The organism is Anabaena cylindrica UHCC 0172, assembly GCF_034931625.1.
In the GTDB taxonomy this organism is placed as follows: Bacteria; Cyanobacteriota; Cyanobacteriia; order Cyanobacteriales; family Nostocaceae; genus Anabaena; species Anabaena cylindrica_A.
The window spans coordinates 1-13,231 of record NZ_JAYGGY010000087.1; the positions used below are offsets into that span (position 1 = coordinate 1).

The following is a 13,231-nucleotide window of genomic DNA, read 5'->3' on the forward strand; positions in this document are numbered from 1 at the left end:
ATTGGTCATTGGTCATTGGTCATTGGTCATTGGTCATTGGTCATTGGTCATTGGGGAAGAATATTTATCTTTCCCCCTGTAACCTATACCCTGCTCCCCCTGCTTTTTCTCTGTCACCTGTCACCTGTCACCTTCTTCACTCTTCTCCCGCTTCCAGTATGCGTTGAAAAAGATAACCAGTACCTCTGGCTGTGAGAATCAGTTCTGGGTTACTAGGATCATCTTCTAATTTTGCCCGTAAACGGGAGATATGCACATCCACCACGCGAGTATCTACATGGCGTTCTGGTGTATATCCCCAAACTTCTTGTAAAATTTCTGAACGGGAAAAAGCTTCTCCAGAGCGACTTACTAACAACTCTAGTAAGCTAAACTCCATACCCGTTAAGCGTATTCGCTCATCACCTTTATAGACTTGGCGTTTATTCGTATCAATTTTGATATTCCCGACATGAATTACCCCAGAACTGGGAATACCTGTCGCACCTGTTTTATCTACTCTTCGTAATACTGAGCGAATGCGAGCTTCTAGTTCTTTGGGAGAGAATGGTTTAACTACATAGTCATCAGCACCTAATTCTAATCCAGTGATGCGATCAGCTACGTCCCCTAATGCTGTTAGCATGATAATGGGGACATCGGACTCTTTACGTAATTCTTGACAAACACCATAGCCATCTAGCTTTGGCATCATTACGTCTAAAACTACTAAGTCCGGTTCAGCTTTGCGAAAAATTTCTAAGGCTTCTTCTCCGTCGCCAGCAGTTACTACATCGTAGCCAATCATGGAAAGGCGTGTTTCCAAAATCCGGCGAATGCTGGCTTCGTCGTCTACTACCAGGATTTTTTCTTTATGACTTTCCAAGTTTCCCTAAGCTCCCTAACTAAAATTTTACATGATGAATTTTAATACCATAATATTAAGATATCATTCCATCAACTGATCAGAAAAAACCTGTAAATACTACTATGATTAGATTTGTGTTTTTTCTAAAACTTAAGAAAGAATTAAGATTCTTTAAGAAAAATTAAGCATGGCAAAGCCAAAAACCATATTCATTTGCAGTAATTGTGCAGCAGAGTTCTCCCAATGGTTTGGAAAGTGTTCAAATTGTGACACTTATGATTCTTTGATAGAACAGAATCTCAGCCCTTTTGGAGTAGATGTACCTAGTCGAGGAGGAGTTGGTAATTGGCACGCTGCTCAAACTCACAATAAATCTAGTGCTAAATTAGCTAAACCGGCTAAGGCAAGAGCTTCTTTAACGTTTGATCAAATTAGCGATCGCCAAATTGCGCGTTGGGAATCTGGTTATGGTGAACTAGATCGGGTACTCGGTGGTGGAGTTGTCCCTGGTTCAATGGTGCTAATTGGCGGTGATCCAGGTATTGGTAAATCTACTTTACTTTTACAAGTATCCAATCAATTGGCACAAAAATACCGCATTCTCTACGTCACAGGGGAAGAATCAGGACAGCAGGTAAAATTACGCGCTTCTCGGTTGGGAATGTCAAAACCCTTAACTGTGATTGCCGAGGAGAAAGAAAGCGAAGAAGCAGCAAAAAAAGAAACTAATAATTTAGATGAAATTACTGAAGTAGAAATTGATCCCGATAGTATCGGTGCAGATTTATATGTTTTACCAGAAACGGATTTAGAAGAAATATTACGAGAAATAGATTCCCTCAAACCAAATGTGGCAGTGATTGATAGTATACAAACTGTCTTTTTTCCAGCTTTGACATCTGCGCCAGGTTCAGTAGCCCAAGTTCGTGAATGTACAGCAGCCTTAATGAAGGTGGCAAAACACGAAGATATTACCATGTTAATTGTCGGCCACGTCACCAAAGAAGGTGCGATCGCAGGTCCAAAAGTTTTAGAACATTTAGTTGATACAGTATTGTATTTTGAGGGCGATCGCTTTGCCTCTCACCGATTATTAAGAACAGTAAAAAACCGTTTCGGAGCAACGCACGAAATTGGTATATTTGAAATGGTAGCCCAAGGATTACGGGAAGTTGACAACCCCTCAGAATTGTTTTTAGGTAATCGAGATGATCCTGCACCGGGTACAGCTATTGTCGTAGCTTGTGAAGGAACAAGACCAATAGTTGTAGAATTACAAGCTTTAGTTAGTCCTACGAGTTACCCTTCACCCCGACGGGCTGGAACTGGGATAGATTATAACCGTTTAGTGCAGATTCTCGCCGTATTAGAAAAGCGAGTGGGGATACCCATGTCGAAATTAGATTCTTACGTTGCATCTGCTGGTGGTTTGAGTGTAGAAGAACCTGCGGTAGATTTAGGAATAGCGATCGCAATTGTTGCCAGTTTCCGTGACAGAATAGTTGATCCCGGTACTGTTTTAATCGGGGAAGTAGGCTTAGGTGGACAAGTGCGATCAGTGTCTCAAATGGAATTGCGGTTAAAAGAAGCAGCAAAATTAGGCTTTAAAAGAGCGATCGTTCCCAAAGGAACAAAATTCCCCGATTTGAATATCGAGATTTTACCAGTATCCAAGGTAATAGATGCAATTATCGCCGCCATTCCCCATCAAGAACTGACAGAAGGAGATTTAGAACCTGACGAAGAAGACGGGGATGATTGATAACCTGATCAATAGAATTTGTTAAAAAAGTTGTTTATTGACAGGATTTAGTAGAGGTTTAGCAGTGCTAAACCCCTACAGGAGTCAGGAGAATTAATGAGATGATATTCCTGACTTCTGAATTCTTATTCAACGAGTCTCATAATTTTGTTTAATCCAGTTTTGGTATGTGCCTGTACATACAGAGTCTACCCAATCAGAGTTATTGAGATACCACTGAACTGTTTTTAATAGACCACTATCGAAATTTTCTTTTGGTTGCCAGCCTAAATCTTTGCTGATTTTACTAGAATCAATTGCATAACGGCGGTCATGACCAGGACGGTCTTTAATAAAGGTGATTAGAGAAGAATATTTAAAATTATCTTTAGGTGCTAATTCATCAAGAATCGCACAAATCTTTTCCACAACTACTAAATTAGTTCGTTCATTTATACCTCCAATATTATATGTTTCACCAATACTTCCCTCTCTGAAAACAAGATAAATAGCCTCACAGTGGTCGCCTACATATAGCCAATCTCTGATATTTTGTCCATCACCATATATAGGTAAAGGTTTAGCATTCAAAGCATTGAGAATAGTCAAAGGAATCAGTTTTTCAGGAAATTGCCAAGGTCCATAATTATTTGAGCAATTGGTTGTTAAAGTAGGTAGTTCATATGTGTGATAGTAGGAACGAACTAGATGGTCAGCACCCGCCTTAGAAGCTGCATAGGGACTATTCGGTGTATAGGGTGTATCTTCTCTGAAGGCTGGATCTGTGAAGTTTAATGAACCATATACTTCGTCTGTCGATATATGTAAAAAGCGGAAGTTTTCTTGTTTTGATGATGTTAATTTTTGCCAATAAACCTTACTAGATTCTAATAATTGAAATGTGCCTACTACATTTGTTTGAATGAAATTTTGAGGACTAAGAATTGAACGATCAACATGGGTTTCAGCAGCAAAATTGATTACTCCATCTGGCTGGTATTGATTGAGCAAATAACTGACTAACTCAAAATTATTAATATCTCCTTGAATAAAACAATAGTGAGGATCATCTTGCACAGATGCTAAATTTTGTAAATTACTTGCATAAGTCAGTTTATCTAAATTAATGATATTAGCCCATTTTTCTTTTCTAGCTTGGAGGACAAAATTAGCTCCAATAAAACCGGCTCCACCTGTTACTAATAGAGTAGGCATATCATCTTTTTTGAAGTTTGACATATAACCTCTTTCATTATATTGAATATGGATTTTAGTCGCTTGTAGGATGCGTCAGACTCGATAATTTGGCACAATAAACTTTGTATACAACTATCAGGTATAGGACATTCATACATAATTTTTATATGTATCTTTATAAACTAATATAGATAATTCCCATATCTCTAACTGAGAGGATTGTTCATAAATCAGTCACCTAGAAAAAGTATAAATTATAGTAGGGCGAACCGCCGTTCGCCCCTAATCGTCTACTTCATTTACCAGAAAACACTGTAAATAAATTACAAATTTAGGGTGTTGGTTTGGTTGTAGGTGTAGCTGTAGGTGACGGCTTTGTTGTTGGCGTTGGTTTGGTTGTAGGTGTAGCTGTAGGTGACGGCTTTGTTGTTGGCGTTGGTTTGGTTGTAGGTGTAGCTGTAGGTGATGGCTTTGTTGTCGGTATTGGTTTGATTGTAGGTGTAGCTGTAGGTGACGGCTTTGTTGTTGGTGTTGGTTTGGTTGTGGGTGTAGCTGTAGGTGACGGCTTTGTTGTCGGTTGACTAATTATTTTCTTGGCCTCTTCATTCAACTTCTGACGAAGTACCAAATTAGCAATTCCAGTTTCCTGAAGTTGATTTTTTTTCTGATACTCCTTCACTAATTCTTCCACGCGGGGACTGTAAAATTGATCACGAGGCAAGATAGGATTTGGCTGGAGTACAGCATTCAAATTCCCTTGCAGAATTTGTACAATGTTGGCAGCAAAAGCTTGGGTTTTTGGGCCGACTTTACCATCAACACTTAACTTATAGCCTTTTTGAAACTCAGTAATTGCTTTTTTAGTTTCTTTATCAGTTAGTGGACTGTTTGTCACTTTGACGTTATAGCCTAATCCCCGTAAAACAGCACGGAATTCCTCTGGATTATAATTACGCTGACGGACTGCAAAAGCAGTATCTGAGATTACTGCACCAACTGTCACTATACAGATCAAAGCGATGGTTGTCTCTGATTTTCCTAAATTACACCACATTATTAAAACTCCTTTGGATGAAATCAGCAAAATAGAAATGCTAACAGATGCATTTTAAGTTTCTTTAAGTTATTTTTTGTCAATTATTCATTAATTTTGATTAATTTGGAATCTTCCAGATTATTAACTAATATAAATAAGTTGAGCCTTGATATCTATATAATGATCTGGTTTTTATTAGTAGTAGTCATTACCAGTTCATATCTTACACTAATAGAAAGGAAAATCAAAGTTTCGGTATATTCCATAACTAGTAATGATTAAAATAAAATCTCGCAAGCAACACAATCTATGGTTTGAAAGGTTAATGGCCATTACTGCCACTGTTAATTTAGGGTTAGTTTTGTTTGATTTGAGTTATGTACCTTGGCGGGATTTTTACTTCCGAAGAGTTCCTCAGATCACCCAGATATATGATCCAATTAAAGGTATTGAAACTCATCGAGACACAAAAAATTATCTGGAAACAGTAGCTGTATTAGAAGAACAAGTCAGTCAAACAGGGTTAAATTCACCTGTGGTAATTGCCAAGCTAAAAGAAATTAACCGTCTCAGCAGTGAGATGATTGATAGTAACCCTTTTGCCGGTGTGGGTAAGAGTGGATCTTTGGAAAAAATTAAAAACCGGATGCGGGAACATATTGGCCAAGAATCTGCAAAACGTGCCTTTGCTACTTTTTGGAGTCCGGGGTATTTATCTAGAAATGGTTGGATTCAAGAAATTAGTTTTTTCAACCGCCAAATTCGCCCGTCAATAGTTACTAATTATTACCGCAAAATCGGGGATAATGGGGAATTTTTGGATAATTTTTGGTTAATTGATTTACCGTTTGTAGTGATATTTGGCTTGGAATTGCTAGGACGTACTTTTTACATCAAACGTCAAAATCGGCATTTAAGCCTGTTAGAAGCATTTTTGTGGCGTTGGTACTATCTATTTTTACTAATTCCTGTTTGGCGTTGGTTACGAGTTTTACCAGTAATAATTCGTCTAGATCAAGCACAGTTAATTGATCTGCATTTAGTGCGGCGACAAATTCATCAAGGTATAGTAGCCAATTTTGCTGAAGAAATCACAGAAATAGTGGTGGTGCGAGTAATAAATCAAGTTCAGGGTTCAATTCAGCGAGGTGATCTTACTCGGTGGTTATTGCAGCCAGAAAAAGAGCGTGCCTACATAGATATTAATAATATAAATGAAGTGGAAGCGATCGCTGGACTGTTATTACAAACCATTGTTAATCAAGTACTACCTAAAATCCAGCCAGAAATTAATGCCATTTTGCGCCACAATATCGAAACTGCTTGCCAGCAAATACCAGCTTATCGTCATCTACAAATGCTTCCAGGTATGGGACAAGCACAAAACCAAGTAAGTGACCAATTAGTCAACCAAATCACTACTAACCTATATAGTGCCTTGGTTAGTGCCATTAAAGATCCAGTGGCAGCAAAACTTACTAACGAGTTAATCGAAAAGTTCAGCACAGTTTTAGGTTCCCAAATCCAGGAAAAACACGTAATTACAGAAATTCAAAGTTTACTCAACGACTTTCTCGAAGAAGTCAAAATTAACTACGTCCAACGTTTATCCCAAGAAGATATTGACCAAATTATTCAGCAAACCAGGCAGATGAGAAATAAAGCATCTGTTCAGACAGTAGTACATACAGGCATTTTTCCAGAAATCCGCGATAGGTAGAGGAGATGTCTAATAACTAATTACCTATTCCCTATTCCCTGTCAACTACTAATGACTAACGAAAAAAATACGCTACACTCATGTTAGGGGCGAACCAACGACGGTTCGTCACAAGACTTCTTGGAAGATATCCCTATCGCAGGAAGTGGGTAAATGCCCACTTTTTTTATTGAATTCTCGCATGACTCATCCCTTAGTCCCACAAATTATTGAATTAGCCACACCAGTAGCAGAAGAACTGGGATTGGAAGTTGTTGGTATAGTTTTTCACACCAACCAGCGGCCGCCAGTTTTGCGGGTGGACATCCGTAATCTCCAACAGGACACTGGCCTGAATGATTGTGAGCGGATGAGCCGTGCCTTAGAAGCCTCCTTAGATGCGGCAGAGATGATTCCAGATGCTTATGTATTGGAAGTATCCAGTCCTGGTATTTCGCGACAAATTGTGACCGACAGGGAATTTATTTCTTTTAAGGGATTTCCTGTAACTATCTCCACTTCTCCACCCTACGACGGACAGCAAGAATGGATTGGTCACTTGATTCGCCGGGATGAAACAACAGTTTACCTAAATCAGAAAGGTCGTGTAGTTGAAATTCCCCGTTCCCTAGTTACCAGGGTGCAGCTGGATGAGCGCCACTAAATAGATTTTAGCTTTTAGATTTTAGATTAGGGGTTTTAGATTTTGGTCTAAAATCCAAAGTTTAAAATCCAAAATTTTACTGGATGCTGACATAAAAAATAAGGAGATTGCTTATGTCAATGGTTACTTTACCTGGATTAAAAGAGTTAATCGAAAGTATCAGCCGCGAGCGAAATTTGCCTCGTTTGGCAGTTCAATCATCTATTAGAGAAGCACTACTTAAAGGTTACGAACGTTATCGTCGCGCCCAAAATTTAGAGCGTAGACAATTTGATGAAGAATATTTTGATAATTTTGAAGTAGAACTTGATATTGAAGGAGAAGGATTTCGCGTTCTTTCTACAAAAACTATTGTTGATGAAGTTGATAACACCGACCATCAAATTTCTTTAGAAGAAGTACAACAAGTAGCACCTGAAGCCCAATCTGGGGACTCAGTAGTACTAGATGTCACCCCCGAACAAGGGGAGTTTGGTCGCATGGCGGCAATGCAAACCAAGCAAGTCCTGGCGCAAAAACTGCGGGATCAACAACGTCAAATGGTGCAAGAAGAGTTCCAAGATTCAGAAGGAACTGTTTTACAAGCCAGAGTTTTGAGGTTTGAACGCCAATCTGTAGTTTTGGCAGTTAGTAGTGGTTTTGGTCAACCAGAAGTAGAAGCTGAATTACCAAAACGAGAACAACTACCTAACGATAATTATCGGGCTAATGCCACCTTTAAGGTATACCTGAAAAAAGTATCTCAAGGTCAGCAACGAGGTCCTCAGTTGCTAGTATCCCGTGCTGATGCTGGATTAGTAGTTTATTTATTCGCCAACGAAGTCCCAGAAATTGAAGACGAAGTAGTGCGAATTGTCGCTGTAGCTAGAGAAGCCAATCCCCCTTCCCGTTACGTAGGACCACGGACTAAAATAGCAGTAGATACCCTAGATCGTGATGTAGACCCAGTTGGGGCTTGTATTGGAGCTAGAGGATCTCGAATTCAAGTGGTAGTTAATGAGTTAAGAGGTGAAAAAATTGATGTAATTCGCTGGTCTCCAGACCCCGCAACCTACATCGCTAACGCCTTAAGTCCAGCACGGGTAGATGAAGTCCGCCTGATGGACCCGGAAACTCGGCAAACCCACGTTCTAGTAGCTGAGGATCAACTAAGTTTAGCTATTGGGAAAGAAGGACAAAATGTCCGATTAGCCGCCCGATTGACCGGTTGGAAAATTGACATTAAAGATAAAGCTAAATATGACTATGCCGCAGAGGATGCTAAATTTGTGGCTGTAAGAGCAAAATATCAACCGGAGGATGATGAAAATGAGATGGAGGAACTAGAAGATGAAAATCAAGAAGAATTAGAATTAGAGCATGATAATTTTGACACTGAGGAAGAATATTAATCCTCAACTGCGGTTGGGAACTGTCTACTAACTGTCAAATGTCAAACATATTACTGGAAAACATTCGACAAGTGTCAAAATGGGCAATCCAGAATTAATTTTAGGGGATTATAAACTGCTGAACTGATTGATGAAACCGAACTATCGGCGTTGTATTAGTTGTCGCCGCATAGGACTCAAAGAAGAGTTTTGGCGGATTGTCCGCGTCTTTCCATCTGGAAAGGTACAATTAGATCAGGGCATGGGGCGTTCTGCCTATATTTGTCCACAAACTAGCTGCCTACAAGTAGCTCAGAAAAAAAATAGATTAGGGCGATCGCTACATGGAACAGTACCTGAAGCAGTTTATCAGGAACTGTCTCAGCGTCTAGCCCAAAGCAATACCCAAAAAAATCACATTTAATTGGAACGACTTAAAGACGGTAATCTCTAGAGCAATTGTGATGAAAGCCGAACAATTGGCACTCTCATCACTCCCTCTGGTATCGTTGGGGTTAGTGCCAAAATAGTAAATGGGTGTAAAAAGCAAGCCGCTCTCCTTTCATTGAGAGAGATGACTAAGCAATACTCCCAACAAGTTTTACTCGATTGTGTTGTGGAAGACCAGAATCAGCAAAACAAAAAACTCAAGTATGGCAACCTGGTAGCGCTCAAGCGCAGTTCGGCTTCAAGGCTGTCCATAAGAATTTTTTAAGTCGAAAATTTTTGTGGAAATCAGTCAACCATCATTCCAGATGGGGATGCCAGAATTAAACCGAAACATCTCTCTTTCCTAATTGGAGGCACCGGCAACATCACCAAGGGCAACCTAAAAAACAGTGATCAAAGGATGGAGATGTCACAAACCAGGCAACCATCCGCTAAAACTGTAAATTAAAGGGGAAAGAGTGGATGAACAACGGCAAAGTTAGAATCTACGAATTATCAAAGGAATTGAATTTGGATAACAAAGAGCTATTAGCAATTTGCGACCAGCTCAACATCGCGGTCAAAAGTCATAGCAGCACAATCTCAGAATCTGAGGCTGAACAAATTCGTATGGCTGCGGAAAAACTCGCAGCTACGAGTGTCTCGCCCAAAAAGGAATTAGGTACAAATAACCATAAACCAAATTCACCTCCAACTGGCGGACGTAACCGACCTGCTGCAGCCCACAAACAGCAAATTTTGGAAATTCGCAAACCCAAAATATTGAGAAACACTACCTCCAACGCCCCAGAGGCGTCAATTGATACTAATAACCAAGTTGCTTCATCTGATAGCCTGAGTGACGTTCGTGATAGTGAACAGGAGGCATCAGCCATGGCTAATTCTCCTTCACCTCCACGGCCTTTCGCTACACCAGTCTCCCCCATGAAGCCGACGGCACCAACTCGACCTGTACCACGGAATCAATCAGAGACCCCGCAGAAACCTAATATTGCGGAACCGGATCAGACAACTAATAATGCAAATCCAGTAGGGGAAAAACCTGAAAAAGTAGTTTCCCCAAGAGCAAAACCAGAAAAAGCTCAAAAACCGCAGTTAGTTGCTCCACCCTCAAGAACTCTAGAGGAAACCGATGAGCCTGCTACTGAGCAGCTAGTTCCGGCAATCAAACCAGTTCTCAAACGGGAACGACCGACGCGGGGTGAAGACGAACGCGACCAGGCCAAGCCAAGAGTCAACAAACCAAGCACAGATCAAAAGGCACGTTCAACTCCATCACCGCTCAAACCTGAACACAGAGCGAGTAGACCGTCTACGCCTGGAATATCAACGGATGTACAACGTCCTAGACCAGCGCGTCCTGGTGAATCGCCAGCTACACCAACTGCAACTCCACCAAGGCATATGGTAGGAGCAGGGGCGAAAAAAGAGGGATTAGATGATAATACCCCGATCGCACCTGATCTCCTGGATTTGAAACGCCCAACACCGCCTCGTCTAGCCAAGGGTGGAAAAAAATGGCAAGAAGAGGAGATAATTGACGAAATTAAAGAGAAGGCTAAGGTTGGACCAAAAGGCAAACGAGTCAAACCCATCCTAGATGATGATTTTGAAGAAGACGACTTATTGGATGAAGAGGGTCTGGAAATTCCAGCAACCGTCCAGGTAAGTCTTTCTATCGCTCGTCCTCCGAAGCCCAAATCTACTCGACCTGCACAGCAACCAACATTAGTTGCTGCTGCCCCAACTACCAGAAATAATAAAAGGTCTGGTTCTTCTTACCGTGACAACAATCGTCGTCAACAAGAAGCAGAGGTCAAACAGGAACGTCCAGAAAAACTAATTGTCACAGGCCCGCTGACAGTCCAAGAGTTGGCTGAAGGCTTGGCTGTTGCCGATACAGAGATTGTGAAAATCCTGTTTATGAAAGGCATGGCGGTAAGTATCACCCAAAATCTGGATATTCCGACCATTACCCTGGTAGCTAAAGAGCTAGAAGTAGAAGTCGAAATCACTGAACCAGAAGCAGAAGCCCGGAAAGTCACGGAAATGATCGACGTGGCCGACTTGGAACATCTGATTCGTCGTCCGCCAGTTGTGACAATTATGGGTCACGTAGACCACGGTAAAACCACTCTACTCGACTCGATTCGCAAAACTAAAGTGGCTGCTGGTGAAGCTGGCGGTATTACCCAGCATATCGGCGCATACCACGTAGACATAGAACATGATGGCAAAAAACAACAAATTGTCTTCCTAGATACTCCTGGTCACGAAGCTTTTACAGCTATGCGGGCAAGGGGAGCGCGGGTAACAGACATTGCTATCTTGGTAGTGGCTGCCGATGATGGTGTCCGTCCCCAAACCATAGAAGCTATTAGCCATGCTCAAGCCGCAGGTGTACCAATCGTTGTTGCCATTAACAAGATTGATAAAGAAGGCGCACAGCCAGAACGGGTTAAACAAGAATTAACCAATTATGGACTGACGGCAGAAGACTGGGGTGGTGAAACAATCATGGTTCCTGTCAGCGCTATTAAGGGCGAGAACCTAGATACGTTACTAGAAATGATCTTGCTAGTAGCTGAGGTCGGAGAACTATCTGCTAACCCAAATCGTGTTGCTAAGGGAACAGTAATTGAAGCTCATTTGGATAAAGCTAAGGGTGCAGTTGCTACCCTGCTAATTCAAAACGGTACTCTCCATGTTGGAGATATGCTAGTAGCTGGTTCTGCCTTTGGTAAAGTCCGAGCAATGGTCGATGACAGAGGCAAACGGGTAGATGTTGCTAGTCCTTCCTGCGCTGTTGAGGTACTGGGTTTAAGTGATGTACCCGCAGCCGGTGATGACTTCGAGGTGTTCGAGAACGAAAAAGTAGCACGAACCCTCGCCAGCGATCGCTTCGACAAACAACGCCTATCCCGTCTCTTACAAGGACGTGTAACTCTCACAACCCTCTCTGCTCAAGCCCAAGAAGGCGAGTTGAAAGAACTCAACTTGATCCTCAAGGGAGATGTGCAAGGTTCCGTAGAAGCTATTATCGGCTCTCTCAAGCAAATTCCCCAAAACGAAGTCCAAATTCGGATGTTGTTGGCGACTGCTGGAGAAATTACGGAAACAGACATCGACTTGGCTGCTGCTAGTAACGCCGTCATCATTGGTTTCAACACCACTTATGCCAGTGGTGCCAGACAAGCTGCCGATGAAGCAGGTGTAGATGTACGGGAATACAACATCATCTACAAACTTCTAGAAGATATTCAAGGAGCTTTAGAAGGTCTTCTCGAACCAGAATTGGTGGAAGAACCTTTGGGACAAACAGAAGTCCGTGCTGTCATCCCAATTGGTCGTGGTTCTGTTGCTGGTTGTTATGTTCAATCAGGCAAACTACTTCGCAATTGCAAAGTGCGAGTGCGTCGCGGTAGTAAGGTAGTCTTTGAAGGCGTGCTTGATTCCCTCAAACGGATGAAAGAAGATGCCCGTGAAGTCAACGCTGGTTATGAGTGCGGTATCAACATTGATAAGTTCCATGACTGGGTTGAAGGTGACATCATTGAAGCCTATCAGATGGTAACCAAACGCCGTACCCTCACCCTCACTAAGTAATGTTGAGTAGGGAGTGCTGAGTTAATTTATGAATGTTGAGTTGGCATAGTTTTTAGTTCAACATTCAAATCTGAAACCTCAGCACTCTTAACTTTTAAAAAACAAAACATGAGAGGGAGAGAGGCCGGAGGCAGAAGGCAGAAAGCAAAAGGGAAAAAGATTTTGTTTCATTTGTTGCTAGTGCTATACTAAAAACGGGTGGCAACTTTACTTTTATAATCACTAAGAGTATTGATATACAAGGATTTTTGCCCAGGCAAAAGTCTAGTAATTATCCGTTTTGAGTATAACTGCCACTACTTTGAGTCTCATTACTTAAAAAAATCTCTGTTTAATTAAAAACAAATTGTTTTTATACAAAAATTTGAGTGTAGTGCCAGTTTTAGTGACCAATAACACAGAACTTGTTGCTACATAGACGTTATCTTTAGAAAAGATTAAGTAAAATTTCAGAATTTGATGGGTACAGGTGAATCACATCTTGAACCCATCTCACAGATTTTAGATTTGACTTCGTTTATATCTTCCCCCTTGTGGGCAAAACAAATCATCAATCCGAAATCGTTCGACTGACTTGTACTGAGCCTTGTCGTTCTCTTCGAGACGCTACGCATTTACGTA

At 41.2% G+C, this 13,231-nt stretch carries 9 protein-coding genes; 6 read left to right on the forward strand and 3 right to left on the reverse strand.

Annotation, left to right across the window (positions count from 1 at the left end; genetic code table 11):
- Nucleotides 1-136: 136 nt before the first annotated feature.
- Nucleotides 137-865: a response regulator transcription factor RpaB gene (rpaB, locus tag VB713_RS18400; RefSeq protein ID WP_015214906.1), complete on the reverse strand. Its 729-nt coding sequence runs from the start codon at nt 863-865 to the stop codon at nt 137-139.
- Between the two features lie 169 nt (nt 866-1,034).
- Between rpaB and radA the strand changes: the two genes are divergently transcribed.
- A complete protein-coding gene (gene radA / locus VB713_RS18405) occupies nt 1,035-2,609 on the forward strand; it encodes a DNA repair protein RadA (RefSeq protein WP_323312963.1) in 1,575 nt (524 codons plus the stop codon).
- Nucleotides 2,610-2,738: 129 nt separating this feature from the next.
- Here the strand turns inward: radA and rfbB are convergent, their stop codons facing one another.
- Nucleotides 2,739-3,827 carry a dTDP-glucose 4,6-dehydratase gene (gene rfbB, locus VB713_RS18410; RefSeq protein ID WP_323312964.1) on the reverse strand — a complete coding sequence of 363 codons (1,089 nt, stop codon included), beginning with the start codon at nt 3,825-3,827 and terminating at the stop codon, nt 2,739-2,741.
- Nucleotides 3,828-4,116: 289 nt separating this feature from the next.
- The gene (locus tag VB713_RS18415; RefSeq protein WP_323312965.1) at nt 4,117-4,839 is read right to left on the reverse strand and encodes a peptidoglycan-binding protein; all 723 of its coding nucleotides are present in this window, start codon (nt 4,837-4,839) and stop codon (nt 4,117-4,119) included.
- Between the two features lie 256 nt (nt 4,840-5,095).
- Between VB713_RS18415 and VB713_RS18420 the strand changes: the two genes are divergently transcribed.
- The 5 genes from VB713_RS18420 (at nt 5,096) to infB (ending at nt 12,610) form a co-directional block, all read left to right on the forward strand.
- Entirely contained in the window at nt 5,096-6,541 is a 1,446-nt protein-coding gene (locus VB713_RS18420) for a hypothetical protein (protein ID WP_323312966.1), read from the forward strand.
- 181 nt (nt 6,542-6,722) lie between these two features.
- A complete protein-coding gene (gene rimP / locus VB713_RS18425) occupies nt 6,723-7,184 on the forward strand; it encodes a ribosome maturation factor RimP (RefSeq protein ID WP_323312967.1) in 462 nt (153 codons plus the stop codon).
- Nucleotides 7,185-7,297: 113 nt separating this feature from the next.
- Nucleotides 7,298-8,575, forward strand: a complete 1,278-nt coding sequence (gene nusA / locus VB713_RS18430; protein WP_323312968.1) for a transcription termination factor NusA — start codon at nt 7,298-7,300, stop codon at nt 8,573-8,575.
- A gap of 130 nt (nt 8,576-8,705) precedes the next feature.
- Complete coding sequence (locus VB713_RS18435; protein ID WP_323312969.1) at nt 8,706-8,978, forward strand: YlxR family protein; 273 nt, start codon at nt 8,706-8,708, stop codon at nt 8,976-8,978.
- Nucleotides 8,979-9,466: 488 nt separating this feature from the next.
- On the forward strand, nt 9,467-12,610 hold the full coding sequence (gene infB, locus VB713_RS18440; RefSeq protein ID WP_323312970.1) for a translation initiation factor IF-2: 3,144 nt from the start codon (nt 9,467-9,469) through the stop codon (nt 12,608-12,610).
- Nucleotides 12,611-13,231: the final 621 nt, after the last annotated feature.

Excerpts from the sequence above, each read along its gene's own strand:
- radA (WP_323312963.1), top strand. The coding sequence starts at position 1,035 with ATGGCAAAGCCAAAAACCATATTCATTTGCAGTAATTGTGCAGCAGAG.
- rfbB (WP_323312964.1), bottom strand. The coding sequence starts at position 3,827 with ATGTCAAACTTCAAAAAAGATGATATGCCTACTCTATTAGTAACAGGT.
- VB713_RS18415 (WP_323312965.1), bottom strand. The coding sequence starts at position 4,839 with ATGTGGTGTAATTTAGGAAAATCAGAGACAACCATCGCTTTGATCTGT.
- VB713_RS18420 (WP_323312966.1), top strand. The coding sequence starts at position 5,096 with ATGATTAAAATAAAATCTCGCAAGCAACACAATCTATGGTTTGAAAGG.
- rimP (WP_323312967.1), top strand. The coding sequence starts at position 6,723 with ATGACTCATCCCTTAGTCCCACAAATTATTGAATTAGCCACACCAGTA.
- nusA (WP_323312968.1), top strand. The coding sequence starts at position 7,298 with ATGTCAATGGTTACTTTACCTGGATTAAAAGAGTTAATCGAAAGTATC.
- VB713_RS18435 (WP_323312969.1), top strand. The coding sequence starts at position 8,706 with ATGAAACCGAACTATCGGCGTTGTATTAGTTGTCGCCGCATAGGACTC.
- infB (WP_323312970.1), top strand. The coding sequence starts at position 9,467 with ATGAACAACGGCAAAGTTAGAATCTACGAATTATCAAAGGAATTGAAT.